At 71.1% G+C, this 14,946-nt stretch carries 11 protein-coding genes and 5 pseudogenes; 9 read left to right on the forward strand and 7 right to left on the reverse strand.

Annotated elements, in window-relative coordinates:
• Window positions 1-195 precede the first annotated feature (195 nt).
• From IH68_RS0127785 to IH68_RS50220, 3 genes and pseudogenes are all read right to left on the reverse strand, one after another.
• Complete coding sequence (locus IH68_RS0127785) at window positions 196-1,830, reverse strand: acyl-CoA dehydrogenase family protein (RefSeq protein WP_030940232.1); 1,635 nt, start codon at window positions 1,828-1,830, stop codon at window positions 196-198.
• Window positions 1,831-2,002: 172 nt separating this feature from the next.
• A pseudogene (locus tag IH68_RS50215) lies at window positions 2,003-2,446 on the reverse strand (pyridoxal-phosphate dependent enzyme); the annotation flags it as partial.
• Window positions 2,447-2,585: 139 nt separating this feature from the next.
• Window positions 2,586-4,233 (reverse strand): annotated as a pseudogene (locus IH68_RS50220) (phosphopantetheine-binding protein).
• A gap of 545 nt (window positions 4,234-4,778) precedes the next feature.
• Between IH68_RS50220 and IH68_RS0127800 the strand changes: the two are divergent.
• Window positions 4,779-5,915 (forward strand): YihY/virulence factor BrkB family protein, encoded by a 1,137-nt coding sequence (locus IH68_RS0127800; RefSeq protein ID WP_030940233.1) that lies wholly within the window; start codon window positions 4,779-4,781, stop codon window positions 5,913-5,915.
• A 121-nt stretch (window positions 5,916-6,036) separates the two neighbouring features.
• Here the strand turns inward: IH68_RS0127800 and IH68_RS0127805 are convergent, their stop codons facing one another.
• On the reverse strand, window positions 6,037-6,894 hold the full coding sequence (locus IH68_RS0127805) for an NmrA family NAD(P)-binding protein (RefSeq protein ID WP_037885347.1): 858 nt from the start codon (window positions 6,892-6,894) through the stop codon (window positions 6,037-6,039).
• An 80-nt stretch (window positions 6,895-6,974) separates the two neighbouring features.
• On the opposite strand from IH68_RS0127805, the gene IH68_RS0127810 reads away from it, so the two are divergent.
• Both IH68_RS0127810 and IH68_RS0127815 read left to right on the forward strand, forming a co-directional pair.
• Window positions 6,975-7,910, forward strand: a complete 936-nt coding sequence (locus tag IH68_RS0127810) for an AraC family transcriptional regulator (protein ID WP_030940235.1) — start codon at window positions 6,975-6,977, stop codon at window positions 7,908-7,910.
• Window positions 7,911-7,920: 10 nt separating this feature from the next.
• Window positions 7,921-8,607: a DUF6597 domain-containing transcriptional factor gene (locus tag IH68_RS0127815; RefSeq protein WP_030940236.1), complete on the forward strand. Its 687-nt coding sequence runs from the start codon at window positions 7,921-7,923 to the stop codon at window positions 8,605-8,607.
• On the opposite strand, the gene IH68_RS0127820 is transcribed toward IH68_RS0127815, so the two are convergent.
• Window positions 8,590-8,991, reverse strand: coding sequence for a VOC family protein (locus IH68_RS0127820; RefSeq protein ID WP_030940237.1), 402 nt, complete (start codon window positions 8,989-8,991; stop codon window positions 8,590-8,592). The two genes, IH68_RS0127815 and IH68_RS0127820, sit on opposite strands and share 18 nt — an antisense overlap.
• 180 nt (window positions 8,992-9,171) lie before the next feature.
• Here IH68_RS0127820 and IH68_RS58320 point away from each other — a divergent pair.
• A pseudogene (locus IH68_RS58320) lies at window positions 9,172-9,348 on the forward strand (SAM-dependent methyltransferase); the annotation flags it as partial.
• Window positions 9,302-9,547, forward strand: a complete 246-nt coding sequence (locus IH68_RS58325; protein ID WP_234341616.1) for a hypothetical protein — start codon at window positions 9,302-9,304, stop codon at window positions 9,545-9,547. The pseudogene IH68_RS58320 and the gene IH68_RS58325, both read left to right, overlap by 47 nt.
• A 145-nt stretch (window positions 9,548-9,692) precedes the next feature.
• Here the strand turns inward: IH68_RS58325 and IH68_RS0127830 are convergent, their stop codons facing one another.
• Window positions 9,693-10,325, reverse strand: coding sequence for a VOC family protein (locus IH68_RS0127830; RefSeq protein WP_030940238.1), 633 nt, complete (start codon window positions 10,323-10,325; stop codon window positions 9,693-9,695).
• Window positions 10,326-10,576: 251 nt separating this feature from the next.
• On the opposite strand from IH68_RS0127830, the gene IH68_RS56510 reads away from it, so the two are divergent.
• The 3 genes and pseudogenes from IH68_RS56510 (at window position 10,577) to IH68_RS0127845 (ending at window position 13,139) form a co-directional block, all read left to right on the forward strand.
• Window positions 10,577-10,804, forward strand: coding sequence for a hypothetical protein (locus IH68_RS56510; protein WP_030940239.1), 228 nt, complete (start codon window positions 10,577-10,579; stop codon window positions 10,802-10,804).
• A 173-nt stretch (window positions 10,805-10,977) separates the two neighbouring features.
• Window positions 10,978-11,342 (forward strand): annotated as a pseudogene (locus tag IH68_RS59875) (ThuA domain-containing protein); the annotation flags it as partial.
• 159 nt (window positions 11,343-11,501) lie between these two features.
• Window positions 11,502-13,139 carry a serine hydrolase gene (locus IH68_RS0127845; RefSeq protein WP_420719011.1) on the forward strand — a complete coding sequence of 546 codons (1,638 nt, stop codon included), beginning with the start codon at window positions 11,502-11,504 and terminating at the stop codon, window positions 13,137-13,139.
• Window positions 13,140-13,189: 50 nt separating this feature from the next.
• Here IH68_RS0127845 and IH68_RS0127850 read toward each other — a convergent pair whose 3' ends face one another.
• Complete coding sequence (locus IH68_RS0127850) at window positions 13,190-14,233, reverse strand: LacI family DNA-binding transcriptional regulator (protein ID WP_030940243.1); 1,044 nt, start codon at window positions 14,231-14,233, stop codon at window positions 13,190-13,192.
• A 178-nt stretch (window positions 14,234-14,411) separates the two neighbouring features.
• Here IH68_RS0127850 and IH68_RS53605 point away from each other — a divergent pair.
• Window positions 14,412-14,940 (forward strand): annotated as a pseudogene (locus IH68_RS53605) (cell wall anchor protein); the annotation flags it as partial.
• Window positions 14,941-14,946 lie beyond the last annotated feature (6 nt).

Genomic DNA, 14,946 nt, shown 5'->3' on the forward strand with positions numbered 1-14,946 from the left:
TTCCCGGCGGACGGGTCCAGTCCAGCCGCAGACAGCAGCAAGTTGCAACCCCTTGCAACCCTGGTGGACCGGCTCCTGCTTGATTGAATATTGAGCAACGCCGTCCCGAGCGGCGTTCGTGGCCTCGAACGGGCCGGTTGGGCGGGGGTGGTGCCGTGTCGGCGCAGCACCACCCCCGTACGACATAAGCGCAGTTCAGGACACCGGCCGGGCCCGTTCCACCACCGACGCCAGGTCCAGGGTGTGGGGCAGTGTCCCGAAGGCCGCGCCCCCGTCGCCGCCCAGTCGCGAGGCGCAGAAGGCGTCGGCCACCTCCGGTGGGGCGAACCGGACGAGCAGCGAACCCTGGAGCACCAGCGCGAGCCGCTCCGTCAGCCGCCGGGCCCGCGCCTCGATCCCGTCCAGGTCGGACAGCTCGGTCAACAGGTCCTTGATCGCGCCGTCCAGGCGGTGGTCGGCACCGCGGGCCTTTCCGACCTCCTGGAGGTAGGCGTTGAGCGCCTGCGGCTCCCGCTGCAGGGCACGCAGCACATCCAGCGCCTGGACATTGCCCGCCCCCTCCCAGATCGAGTTGAGCGGCGACTCGCGCAGCAGCCGCGGCAGCCCCGACTCCTCGACGTACCCGTTGCCGCCCAGGCACTCGGCGGCCTCGACCGCCACCGGCGTACAGCGCTTGGTCACCCAGTACTTGGCGGCCGGTACGGCGATCCGCAGCAGCGCCCGCTCGTGCTCGCTCCCGTCGTCGCAGGCGGCGGCGAGACGCAGCGCGAGGGTGGTCGCCGCCTCGGACTCCAGCGCCAGGTCGGCCAGGACGTTGCGCATCAGCGGCTTGTCGACCAGCTTCGCGCCGAACGCCTCCCGGTACGTGCAGTGGTGCACGGCCTGCGCGACCGCCTGCCGCATCAGGCCGGCCGAGCCCAGCACGCAGTCAAGGCGGGTCGCCGCCACCATGTCGATGATGGTCCGCACCCCGCGCCCCTCCTCGCCGACCCGGCGGGCCCAGGTGCCGTCGAACTCGACCTCGCTGGAGGCGTTGGAGCGGTTGCCGAGCTTGTCCTTGAGCCGCTGGATCAGGAAGACGTTGCGGGAGCCGTCCTCCAGTACGCGCGGCACGAGGAAGCAGGTGAGACCGTCCGGAGCCTGGGCGAGCACCAGGAACCCGTCGGACATCGGGGCCGAGCAGAACCACTTGTGCCCGGTGAGCTCGTAGGTTCCCTCCTCGGCGAGGGGCCGTGCGGCCGTCGTGTTGGCGCGTACGTCGCTGCCGCCCTGCTTCTCCGTCATGCCCATCCCGAACAGCGCCCCGGCCTTGAGGCGGGCGGGCCGCAGCTCGCGGTCGTAGACCATGGAAGTGAGCCGCGGCTCCCACTCGGCGGCGAGGTCAGGGTCGGTGCGCAGGGCGGGGACGGCGGCGTGGGTCATCGACAGGGGGCAGAGGTTCCCGGCCTCGACCTGTGTCCACACCAGGAACGCGGCGGCTCTGCGGACATGACCGCCGGGGCGGGCCCAGGCCGCGGTCAGCCCCGCGGCGACACCCTTGCCGAGCAGGCGGTGCCAGGCGGGGTGGAAGTCGACCTCGTCGATGCGGTGGCCGTGGCGGTCGTGTGTCCGCAGCCGGGGCGGGTTCTCGTTGGCCTGGACCGCCCACTCCTGCAACTGTGCGGAACCGGAGGCGCGGCCGAGCGCGGCAAGGTCGCCGTGTGCCTCGTCGAGGAGCTCGGGGGCCAGGTGCCGTTCGACGGCTGCGGTGAGGGCACGGTCGGCGCCGAAGAGGTCGTAGTCGGCCAGGGGTGGGGGTTGGTTGGACACGGTGTGCGTGGTGCCTGCCATGCGGCGAAAGTACCCCCGGCGGGGGTACTGGGCCACCAGGGGGCTGTGCCCCCTGGACCCCCCCATCGGCCTGAACGGCCTCGTCCTCAAACGCCGGACGGGCTGAATTACGCCGACCGGCGTGAAAGGACACCGCCTGGCGTGAAAGAAGAACCGACCGGCGTCGAAGAAGCTATGCCGGCCGTGCCATCGCCGGTGTCGCCTCGTGTTCGATCGCGCCCGCCGGCCAGCCCTCCCGGTACACCGTGTCCAGACAGCGCTCGCCGAGGTCCGGGGCGATGGCCACCGAGGTGAGGCCCTGGTGGCCGTGTTCGGCGAGCCACTGGCCGGCGCCGCTGATCACGGTGCCCGTGGAGCCGCCGAACATGAAGCCGCGGGCGGCCAGTCGGCGGCAGGCGAGGACGGCGTCGCTCTCCTCGACGCGGACCAGGTGGTCCACGTACGACTCGTCGAGCAGCGCCGGCGGCACGCTCGTCCCGAGCCCCGGGATCATCCGGCGCCCCGGTGCCCCGCCGAAACTCACCGAGCCGACACTGTCGACGGCGACGATGCGCACCCGACGCCGCCACTGCCAGAACCAGCGGGCGCATGTTCGCCGGTCAGTGCGGCCAGCACCCTGGCGTGCGCGGCCGCCAGGTCGGGCGGCTGTACCGATGTGCCTTCCGGCAGCGGGACTTGGTGTTCCGCGAGGCCGGGGACCGGGTCGAGCGTCCATCGCGGGATCGTTTCCATGAGTTCGGTTCCCCCTGTTGCTGTCATGCGTGCCGCGGAGCGACCGCCGGGTTCCCGCCCCAGTGCGCCCCGGGCGGCATCTCCTCGCCCTTCATCAGGAAGGAGTCGGGCGCGAGGACGGCGCCGTCACCCATCGAGACGCCGTAGTGCACGAGTGGTCCGGTGCCGAGCGTGCAGCCGGCGCCGATGGTGATGTGGTCGGACTTGAAGGTGCCGTCCTCCTGCGAGTGGGCCTGCACCTTGGTGTGGGCGGCGAGCGTGCAGTCGTCGCCGATCGCCGTGAGTGTGCGGTCGGTGAGGTAGCAGCCGTCGTCGAAGACCCGGCGCCCGATGCGGACGCCCAGCAGCCGCCAGACGAAGCTCTTGAACGGTGTCCCGTTGAACACCACGAGGTGGTTGTCGGGCACCTTCCACAGACGCTCCACCCACCAGAAGTGCGGGTCGTAGATCGACACCAGCCGCGGCTCGAGCGGCCGGAAGCGGGTGATCAGCCGCTCCACCAGCACGTAGTAGCCGGTGCTGAACGCCAGGCCCACGATCAGGGACGCGCCGATCAGCAGACCGCCGACGGTGCCGCCACCGCCGTACAGGTCGAAGGCGGCGAAGCCGATCACGCTGAGGGCGAACCAGTGCAGCCAGCGCACGAACAGGAACAGGCCCATCGAGCGCAGGTTGTAGCGGTTCTTCGCCGCCAGCCGGCGGTGCAGTTCCGCGCCCTCGCGCAGATGGTCGAAGCGGCTGTCGCGCTCCACCGAGCGCGGGATCTCGAAGGCGGGCGAGCCCAGCAGACCCACGCCCTCGCGGAGGTGGCCGTCCAGCGGGACCATCACCTTCGTCGCCAGCAGGACGTTCTCGCCGGTGCGGCCGCCGCTGGGGTAGACGATGTTGTTCCCGAGGAAGTTGTGCGGTCCGATCGTCGCGCGCGAGACGCGGAAGGACGTACCGGAGAAGTCGGCGTTCACGATCGACAGGCCGTCGGCGACCATCGTGCCGCTGCCCACGGTCACCAGGTGCGGTGTCTCGTGCTGGACCTCCGTGCCGAAGTTCGAGCCGGTCTGCTCGACGTGCGGACAGGATCAGCGGGTTGGCGTGCAGCAGCGCCTTGACGGTCCAGAAGCGGATGTAGGCGAGGCTCCAGACCGGGAAGTCGGTCTCCTTCCAGCGGCCGACCAGCAGCCACTTGGCGGCGATCGGGAGGAGACAGGCGCCGACGAAGACCGCGGCCCCGAAGACCAGCGACCGGAGATAGACGTCGGCGACCCCGTCCACGGCCGAGATCCACTCGTAGCCCCGGCCCATGACGATTCCGGCGAGCGCGCAGTAGGTGGCGAAGACCAGAAACTGCAGCGCGCCGCACAGGAAAAAGCGCGGGGTGCTGCCGGGCAGGGGCGCGGGCGCCTCGATCCCGGCCGACGCGGGGGCGGGAGCCGGTGCGGTGTCGAGGGCCGCCGCCGGCCTGCGGATCGTCGGATGGCCGTACACGTCCTTCATCGACACCGACGGAAGATCCGGGTGCTTCCTGACGCGGGCGCAGAAGTGGGCCATGGTCAGGGAATTGGCGCCGAGATCGTCGAAGAAGTGGCTGTCGACCGGTATGTGTTCCTTGCTGACGACACCCGACAGAACCTCGGCCAGGACATTTTCGGTGCCGGTGTCGATATTTCCCACCATAGGCGCTCCGTGCAGGTTTTACAGGCTTTACGACTTTTGCCGCTCGCCCGGTTCCGGCGCCGACCGGGCTGTTGCCGGGAGCGGACATTCCGCTGCCGGGCGATCAGGGACGGCCCGCGCGGCCTCGGTGGGCTTTGGTGGTGTACGCATCAATGGCTGCGGAGCAGGCATGAGAATTCCCCCGAGATCAATACGGCGGAACTCTGCCCGCTGTTCACGACCGGGCGGAATTCAATGACATTGGGAAACAGTGGAATTCGAGTTCAGAATGTTGCGGAAGTGTATGAGGTGGTCGCGTGAAAGGGGCGCAGGGCAGCATGGCGTGATCCACGTGGATCCCACCAATGGTGTTTCGGTCATTGGTGGGATCGGGACCCCTTGGATTTGCCGATCAGGCTGACGACGTGTGCCGTTTACACGGGAGCCCGGGATGGGCACCGAACAGTCCGGCCAACGCGGACATGACAGAAAAATGGGGTGTATCCCTCCGGTGGCCGCCGGGCCGGGGGATGAGTGCACTCGGCCACGGCGGATACCGTTAGGTCGTGCAGTCAGCAAGTGAATCGCCGCAGAGCCCCTCCGGGCGTCTCCACCGGGCGCGTGCCCTCTATCGGAACGTCTCGAAGCGCAGGACTGCCTGGCTGCTGCTCAAGGACACCGTCAACTCGTGCATGGAGTACCGCATCCTGGGCCTCGCGGCCGAGGCCGCGTTCTTCACGCTGCTGTCCGTGCCACCGCTGCTGCTGAGCATGATCGGTCTGCTGGGCTACGTCGACGCCTGGACCGGCGCCGACTCCATCGCCAGCCTGGAGAACAACCTTCTGGAGGCGTCCCGCACCGTCCTGTCCGACAAGGGAGTGTCGGAGATCGCCCAGCCGATCCTGCACGACGTCATGAAGGGCGGCCGGCCCGACGTCATCTCCATCGGCTTCCTGTTCGCCCTGTGGTCGGGCTCCCGCGCCGTGAACGTCTTCATCGACACCATCACCGTGATGTACGGCCTCGACGGCGTCCGGGGCATCGTCAAGACCCGCCTGGTGTCCTTCGTGCTGTTCATCGTGGCGCTGCTGATCGGCTCGATCGCGCTGCCCCTGATGGTGGCCGGGCCGGACGCGGTGGTGAACGTCGTGCCGTGGTCGACGACCGTCGTACAGGTCCTGTACTGGCCCGTCGTCATCGTCCTGTCCATCGTCTTCCTGACCACGCTGTACCACGTGTCCGTGCCGGTCCGCTCCCCGTGGATCGAGGACGTGCCCGGCGCCTTGGTCGCCCTCGCGATGTGGGTGCTCGGCAGCTTCCTGCTGCGCATCTACCTGACCAGCACGGTCGAGGGCCCCACCATCTACGGCTCGCTGGCCGCGCCCGTCGCCGTGCTGCTGTGGATCGGTGTGTCCGCGTTCGCCGTGCTCGTCGGGGCCGCGGTCAACGCCGCGATCGACCGGGTCTGGCCGGCTGCCGCGACCGCTGCGGCCCGCGCCGCGAACGAGCGGCTGCGCGAGGCCCAGCTGGCCGAGCACGTGGCCCGCGCGGCCGCCGGCCACGAGACCGACCCGGGCGACCCGGACATGCCCTCCGAGTTCCCGGAACGCTGGTCCCGCTTCCTGCCGCCGGAGGACGTGACGTCGAGGCTGCGGACGCACGTCAAGAGCACCCACCCGCACCACAAACACGACGGTCAGTGAAGCGCCCCGAAGGGGCGCGGGGCCCCGCCGCGGCAGCGGCTGATGTCACAGCCGATATGCGGCTCCGCCGCATGGGCGCGACCAGCCACACACAAGCCGCACTCCGCAGAAGTCCGTACCTCTACGGTGCGCCCCGCCAAGCGTTCCACGCCCCCGCCGCGGCAGCGTCCCTCACGAACTCCCCGAAATCACGCGGCGCACGGCCGAGAACCTGACGCACACCATCCGTGAGATGCGCATTCCGCCCGTCGAGCAGCCCCTCAAACACCTCCACCAGGAACTCCGCCTCCTCGGGCGGCACCCCGAACCCGGGCAGTGCTTCTCCATAGGCGCGCGCCGGAACCGGCGTGTACTTGAGCTCCCTGCCGCTCGCCTCGGAAATCTCCGCGACCGCCTCCCGGAAGGACAGCAGCCTCGGCCCCGTCACCTCAACCGTCCGTCCGACAAACCGCTCCCCGGACGTCAGCGCCGCCGCGACGACGTCCGCGATGTCCCGCACATCGACGAAAGGCTCCCGCACCTCACCCGCCGGAAACACCAGCTCCCCCCTGCGCAACTCCTCCACCAGCGGCCCCTCGCTGAAGTTCTGCGCGAACCACGCGGCCCGTATCACCGTCCAGTCCGCCCCCGATGCCTTCAGCGCCTCCTCCGTAGCCAGCGCCTGCGTCTCGCCGCGCGCCGACAGCAGCACCAGCCGCCGCACCCCGAGCCCGACCGCCTCCCGGGAGAGCGCCCCGACGCCCGCCGTCGCCGCGGGGGCGCCGACGTCGGACGGGTACATGAGGTACGCCGCGGCGGCGCCCCGCAGTGCCTCGGCCCAGGTCGTCGGGTCCTCCCAGTCGAAACCGTGGGCTCGGGAGGCGGCCCGCACTGCGAGCCCTGCCGCCCGTGCCGCCTGCGCCACGCGGCTCCCGGTGCGCCCCGAGGCACCGGTCACCACAACCGTCATGTCCTGTGTGTTCGCTGCGTTGTCCGCCATGCCTCCAGTCAAGGGCCGCACGCCCCAGGACCCCATCGCTGAACGGCTCATTCCCATGCGCGGGCGTCTACGCTCACGGCATGGACCCCCTTGCAGGTCTCCTCGACGGACCCCGTGCGCGGGGCGCCTTCATGATCCGGGCGTGTTTCGAACCGCCCTGGTGCGTGCGCATCGAGGACCGCGCCCCGCTCACCGTCATGCTGATGGCCCGAGGCGAGGCGTGGATCATGTCGGACGCGGGGGAGCGGGTGCTGCTGCGGCCCGGCGACCTCGCCATCGCCCGCGGCCCGGACCCGTACACCTGCGCCGACGACCCCGAGACGCAGCCGCAGGCGCTGATCCTGCCGGGTGCCGAGTGCCGCTACCCCGACGGGCGTTCCCTCAACGGCGTGATGGACCTCGGCGTGCGCACCTGGGGCGACCGGCTCGACGGCTCGGCCGTCATGCTGATCGGCACCTACCTGTGGCAGGGCGAGGTCAGCGGGCGGCTGCTGGACGCCCTGCCGCCGCTGCTGTCCCTCACCCCCGAGGTCTGGGACTGCCCGCTCACCCCGCTCCTCATGGAGGAGATCGTGCGGGACGAGCCGGGCCAGGAGGTCGTCCTGGACCGCCTCCTCGACCTGCTGGTGATCGCCGCGCTCAGGGCCTGGTTCGCCCGCCCGGAGGCGGCTGCACCGGCCTGGTACCAGGCGCTGGCGGACCCCGTGGTGGGCCGGGTCGTCCGGCTGCTCCACGACGACCCCGCCCACCCCTGGACGGTCGCCACGCTCGCGGCCAAGGCGGGAGTCTCCCGGGCGGCCCTCGCCCGCCGCTTCACCGGCCTCGTGGGCGAGCCCCCGATGACATACCTGACCGGCCGACGCCTCGCCCTGGCCGCCGACCGGCTGCGCGACACCGACGACACCCTGGAGGCGATCGCCCGCCAGGTCGGCTACGGCAGCGCGTTCGCACTGTCCAGCGCCTTCAAGCGGGTGTACGGCGTGAGCCCGCAGGAGCACCGGACGCGGACGGCGTAGCCTTCCGTACGTGTACACGGAGAGGGCGTCCCGGCTGACCGGGGCCGTCGTGTGGACGAACACCCCGTCCGAGGCGGGAGCCGGACGGGTGCTCCCCGACGGCTGCATGGACCTGCTGTGGCACCAGGGCCGGCTGCTGGTCGCGGGGCCCGACACGCACGCGTACGTCACCGCGGGCGAGCCCGGAGTGTGGGTGGGCGTCCGCTTCTACCCCGGCACCGCGCCCGCCCTCCTGGGCGTGCCCGCGCACGAGCTGCGCGACCGGCGCGTCCCGCTCGACGAACTGCGTCCGGCGGCGGAGGTCCGCCGCCTCACGGCGCGCGTGAACGCCGCCGCCGAACCGGAAAGCGGGCTGGAGGAGTTGGCGCTGCGCCTGGCCGCCGACGCCGAACCCCCCGACCCGCTGCTACGGCACCTGGTGACCGCCCTCGACGAGGGCCGCCCGGTCGCGGCCACCGCGGACGAACTCGGCCTCGGCGCCCGCCAGTTGCACCGCCGTTCCCTGGCCGCCTTCGGCTACGGGCCCAAGATGCTGGCCCGAGTGCTGCGGCTGCAGCGGGCGCTGGGGCTGGCCCGGGAAGGGGTGCCGTTCGCGGAGACGGCGGCCCGGGCCGGGTTCGCCGACCAGGCCCATCTGGCCCGGGACGTGAAGGAGTTGGCGGGGCTGCGGCTCGGGCAGCTACTCGGCCGCGGGTAGCTGCGCGAACAGGTCGACGCCGTTGCCGTCCGGGTCGTGCACGACGGCGTACCGCATCCCCCAGAAGGCGTCCCACGGCTTCAGCTCGCCGTGGTACCCGGCGCCCACGAGGTCCTCGTAGACGGAGTCGACCTCGGCGGGCGACCCGCACCGGAAGGCGAGCGAGATCCGGCCGCCGCCGGACGGCGGCTGCCACCCGGGGGAGAAGGAACGGACGGTTTCCTCGGGGTCCAGGGCTAGGGTCAGCCCGCCGGGCAGTTCGGCCTCGACATGCGGCTGGTCCTCCGAGCCCTCGGGGAAGACGAGCCCGAGACGACGGTAGAAGGCGAGCGAGGCGGCCATGTCGGAGACGACCAGGCCGACCACGGTGAATCGTGGAGTCATGCCGTCACCGTAGGCAGCACCCCGGCGGCCGGTCTTGAAGGAATCGGACAGGGCGGGCGGGAGCCGTGGCGCGGGCGGGAAACGATGTTGCCGGGGTGGACGCGTGCCTCGCATCCTGACCGGATGGACGGCACTCCGAGCCGCCTGCCGGCCGCCCTGTCCGCCTCCGAGGGGTTCATCATGTCCTGCGAAGAGCGCACGGGAAGCCTTCTGGCGGCCCTCGCCGCGACCCCGGCCGGGGGCAGGATCCTGGAGCTCGGTACCGGCGTGGGGAAGGGCACGGCCTTGCTCCTCAGCGGTATGGACCGCGATGGCCGTCTGGTCACCGTGGAACTCGACTCCGCTCTACAGGCCGTCGGGCGACGGCAGTTGGGTGAGGAACCGCGGGTCATCGTCGTGTCCGGGGACGGCGGCAGCCGGCTGGAGGAGTACGAGAGGGGAGCGCTTCGACCTCGTCTTCGCCGACATCTGGCTGGGCGAGTTCACGCACCTGGAACAGGCCCTGGGCCTGGTGGCTCCGGGCGGTGTCTGCCTGATCGACGACCTCGACCCGTAATCGGGCCGGCCCGAGGGCCACGAGGCCTCCGTAGCACGCCTGTTGGCCGAACTGGAGGGACACAAGGACTTCCACAGCGTGCGTCCGGCGTGGGCGAGCGGGCTGCTGATGGCGGTACGGGCCACACCTTGAATGCTTCTGCCGCTCACCCGAACGTGACGGGCCCGCGCGGAGTGTCCACGGTGAAGGTGAGCCCCAACGGCCCCTCGGACAGGGCGAGTTCTGCGTCGACGGCGGAGAGCAGGGGGCGGATCTCGTCGGGATCGGGAGCACTCGCGGACAACTCCAGCAGCGGGGTGACGGGCAGCCCGGTCGCCGTCGGATGGACCGACGCCCCCCAGTCGATGAGGAAGGGCACCAGACCGGAGGGGTGCTGGGTGTCGCCGTCGGTCAGCCGCCACTCCAGCAGCGTGCCGTCGGGCCGGCGGCGGCTCATCGGGCGGATCGAGCCGGGGTCGTAGCCCCGGGCGCGGGCGGCCTCGACCGCCGCGTCGAGGTCGGGCGGGCTGATGGCCCAGGTCACCGTCCGCGCGGAGGGCAGCTCGTCGACCGTGAACGGTCGGGGACCGTCCGGCTCCGACTGCTCAGGGTCCGGCCCGATGATCTCCAGGTAGCTCGAACCGCCCAGCGACACCAGGAAGTTGCGCGTACCGAGCCCGACATGCGCGCCACCGGGCGCGGGCGCCACACCGGTACGCCGGGTGAAGTCGGCGACCGTCGCGGCCAGTTCGGGCGTCGCGAGGACCAGGTGGTCCAGATGCGCGGGGATGAGGTCCATCGCAGCCGAGACTACGCGGCGCCGAGCCCGCGATGGAACACCTGTGCGGCAGCCTTCGCCGGTCGTCCGCGCTCGGCAGTCCGTGTTCCCGACAACCTCGCGGGCCTCGAGACGGAAGCCCCTGACCGTCCGGTAGAGGATCCGCTCCTGTTCCTCGGCGAGGGCGGAGTCCTCGGCTCCCTGCGGCCGGTGTCGCCCGCGCGGGCATCGTCGGCCGTCCGCCGCATGACGAGCGAGAGGTCGGCGGAGGCGTGGGTGACGCGCACGGCGACCTCCGCCAGGGCGGCCGGTCCTTCGAGGACGACGACCTCGGCGGCGCGGTGGACCTCGCGGGCCGGCGTGACGAAGCGATGTGTCCTCTCGGCGACGACGGCGAGGTCGGGGTGTCCGCTCGCGGCGCTCCGAGGACCGCGTCCACGGCGATGCCGCGGTCGTGGAGCGCGCTGAGACAACCGGCGTACGCGTCGCGGCGGTGCTGACGGCGCCACTGGTCGTGCCGTGCCCGTGCCTGCGCCCGGCCGCTCACGACCGCGGCGCCGAGCGTGGCGGCACAGCCGACGGCGGCAGGCCGAGCGGCGAGTCCTGCGTCCGCGGGCCCGGTCTGCCTCCCGTACTGGCCCACCCGCACCGGGAGTTGGCCCGCCACCTGCACAGGCTCGCCGCGTACCTGGAGGCGGGCGGGGGGTTCGTCGGCGTGCATGCGGCGGCCTGCACGGAGTACGAGTGCGCCCAGCAACTCCCCGTAGTACGGCCCCGTCTGGGAGTTCATCGACGAGTGGTACGACTTCCGGACCAATTCGCGTGGCACGGTACGGATTCTCGTGCGGGGCCGACGAGTCGTCGTACGGGGAAGGCGGCATGGGCGAGGACCACCCGCCGGCCTGGTGCCGTGAGCAGGGAAGCGGCGGGCGGGAGTTCTACACGGCCCTGGGACATGCCGCGCAGGCGTACGACGACGCCGGCTTCTGCGTCCATCTGCTGGGCGGGATCAACTGGGCGGCGGCGGGCCTGGCTTGAACTGTGCTGCCCGGCAGCACGTCGTGCCGGCCAGTGGCCGGTCGGCCGAGCTGTCGGGGAAGAACGGGCCTGAACGGGCGCGCGTGACGGCGCGTGCCGGATCCCCCGAACGGCCCGCACGGCGCGACAGGCGCCGGGGGAGGGACTCCCATGGAAGACATGCCCCGACTCGACAGTGCATGTCCCCGATCGCTTCGCTCTGCCACGGCACTGGGCCTGGTAGCGGTCCTGGCCGTCGGCTGCACCGGATCCGATGCCGACGACACCGCCGTCGCCGGGCGCGCGGCCGTCGGGACGTCGCCGCTGCCCACCGTCCCACCCGCCCAGCCACCGGCACAGCTCACTCGGGCCAAGGTCGAGACCGCGGTGAGCCAGCTCGACGGCGTCGTAAAGGACGCCATGCACCGCACCGGTGTGCCCGGAATCGCCGTGGGAGTGGTCTACGACGACAAGGTGGTGTATCTGAAGGGGTTCGGCCTGCGGAAGGCCGGCACGAAGGACGGGGTCGGACCGGACACCGTCTTCCAGCTCGCCTCGGTCTCCAAGCCCGTCGCGTCCACCGTGGTCGCCGCGGCCGTGGGTGACAAGACCGTCGCTTGGGACGACCCGGTCGTCGAGCACAGCCCCGGCTTCAAGCTGAAGGACCCGTGGGTCACCAGCCATGTCACGCTGGCCGACCTGTTCTCGCATCGCAGCGGACTGCCCGACCACGCCGGAGACCAGCTGGAGGACCTCGGCTACGACCGCTCGTACATCCTGGACCACCTCCGCTACGAACCGCTGGCTCCCTTCCGTGCCCACTACGCGTACACCAACTTCGGGCTGACCGAAGCCGCCGTCGCCACCGCGCGAGCAGCCGGGACCAGCTGGGAGAAGCTGTCCGACGAGAAGCTGTACCGGCCGCTCGGCATGGACTCCACCAGCTCTTCCTTCGCCGACTACGAGAAAGCGGGCAACAAGGCCGCCCTGCATGTGAAGACCGGGGACACCTGGAGCGCCGAGCACGTGCGCCAACCGGACGCCCAGAGCCCGGCGGGCGGGGCCAGCTCCACGGCCCGGGACATGACGAAGTGGCTGCGCCTGCAACTGGCCAACGGCAAGTTCGAGGGGCGGCAGGTCGTCGACGCCGCCGCGCTGGATCAGACCCACCTGCCGTACATGCTCTCCGCGCCGCCGCACTCGCCCGCGGGCAGGGCCGGGTTCTACGGGCTCGGCTGGAACGTGAGCTACGACGACCAGGGCAGGCTGAAACTCGGCCACTCCGGCGGCTTCGCGCTGGGAGCGGCCACCAACGTCGCGTTGTTGCCCTCGGAGAAGCTCGGCATCGTCGTCCTGACGAACGGCGAGCCCATCGGCGTACCCGAGGCGATCTCCGCCACGTTCCTGGACACCGCGCAGACGGGCGGGCCGACCGTCGACTGGCTGAAGTTCCTCGGGCCGGTCTTCCAGCAGACCCTGCAGGGGGAACGCTCGAAGGTCGACTACAGCAAGCCGCCGGCCTCGCCCGCACCCGCCAGGGCGAACAGCGCCTACACCGGAACGTACGCCAATGACTACTACGGCCCGATGACCGTCAGCGACCAGGGCGGCAAGCTCGTCATGCAACTCGGGCCCAAGAAGGAACGGTTCGTCCTGCACCACTACAACGGTGACACCTTCAGCTACAGCACCACCGGCGAAATGGCCGTCGGCCTGTCCGGCGTGACCTTCACCGTCGGCTCGGGCGGACACGCCGACAAGGTCCGGGTCGAGAACCTCGACACGAGCGGTCTCGGCACCTTCACGAGGAAGGACTAGCCCGCACCTCGGCCCGAGGCGTGTGGCGACCACCGGCGCCTCCGCGTGCCCTACGCGCGCGGAGGCGCCGTGCTCTCCCGTTCCACCAGCCGCGTCGACAGCTCCGTGCGGGTGCCCTCCGGGCGGTCACCGTCCATCATGCGGACCAGCAGGTGGAGGGCCGTCGCCGCCATTTCGGAGAGGGGCTGGCGGACGGTCGTGAGCGCGGGGTTGATCCAGCGGGACTCGGGCAGGTCGTCGAAGCCGACCACGCTGATGTCGTCCGGTACGGACAGCCCCCGCTCGGTCAGCGCCCCGTACACACCCAGCGTCATACGGTCCGAGCAGACGAACACCGCGGTCGGCGGCTCGCGCAGGTCGAGCAGGTCCAGCATCCGGCGCCTGGCGATCGCCTCGTCGAATCCGGCATGGCGGACGTACTCCGGACGGTGCCGCACCCCGGCCGACGCGAGTGCCGAACGGTACCCGGCGACCCGCGCGCTGCTGCACATCTTGCGCTGGTGACCGGCGATGACGGCAATCCGCTCGTGTCCCAGGGACAGCAGATGCTCGGTCGCCGTCACACCGCCCTGCCAGTTCGCGGCGCCCACCGACACCACGCCCGGCGGCGGCTCCAGGACCGGGTCGATCAGGACGTACGGAATCCGGTGCTGGTCCAGCCAGGCGTACTGCGAGGCCGTCAGCTCGGCCAGGTTGAACAGCACCCCGGACGAGCCGCGCGCGATGAGCTTGTCCAGCCAGCCGCGCTCCGGCCGCCCGCACCGCGTCCTGGTCAGGCCCGCCGAGACCACGACCTCGAGGCCCGCGTCATGCGCCGCCGCCTCCACCCCGTGCAGCACCGCCCCCGACCAGGAACTGTCCAGCGAGTGCACGACCAGGTCGACCAGCCCCGGCGCCTTCGCCGCGTCGAACCGGGGTCTGCGGACATAGCCGAGCCGGTCCAGCGCCTCCGTCACCCGGCGGCGCGTCTCCGGCGCCACGTCCTCGCGGCCGTTGACCACCTTGGACGCGGTCGGCACGGAAACACCCGCCTCACGGGCCACGACGGCCAGAGTCGGCCCGACCGCAGTGCTCGCACTCCCCGTACGGACCATCGGGAACCACCTCTCCGGCCCGCCCGAGGGCCATGAAAAGTTTCGACCAGCGCGAAATGGTAAGCGCTTCCTACCCTAGGTTCACCGGATCAGGTGGGGAAGAGGCCGGACTTCGCAGGTCTTCGAGGTCCCGAGCTTTCGAAACTTCGAACGTGGCGGCGTTCAGCGGCGGTCAGCCTACGGCTGGGAGTTCTGCCGGGCGGCCGAGCTCATGCGGGGCTACGCCGGGTTCGACCTGGCGGCCTTCCAGGAGATGATGGTGGGCGTCTTCTACCCGCTCAACCAGGCGGTCACCTACTTCAAGTCCGGCGCCGGCAACGGCTCCATCGCGCACGCGGTGCCGTACCCCTACACCGACTCCGACGGCTACGACCTCGGCCAGTGGCGGGAGTCCGGCCGCGACCAGGGCCACACCATGATGGGCATGGGCCAGCCAGGACGTGCCCTACACCACCTACACCTGGGGCACCGGACAGAACTGCGCCCAGTCCTCCCGGACGGTGATCTCCTCCGGCTCCCGCGGCCGGATCCGCCCGGTGTGGGCCATGCTCCACTTCCACTACAACCGGCGCCTGCACCTCGACGACAAGTGCATCTCGGCCATGTACTACGACCTCGTCGCCCCCGAGGGCGGAGGAGGTGGCTACGGTTCCACCAGCGGCGGCTACGACCAGCTCGGCTTCGGCACGCTGATGTACGCCAAGTAGTCGCCG

The organism is Streptomyces sp. NRRL S-646 (assembly GCF_000720765.1).
Lineage (GTDB): Bacteria > Actinomycetota > Actinomycetes > Streptomycetales > Streptomycetaceae > Streptomyces.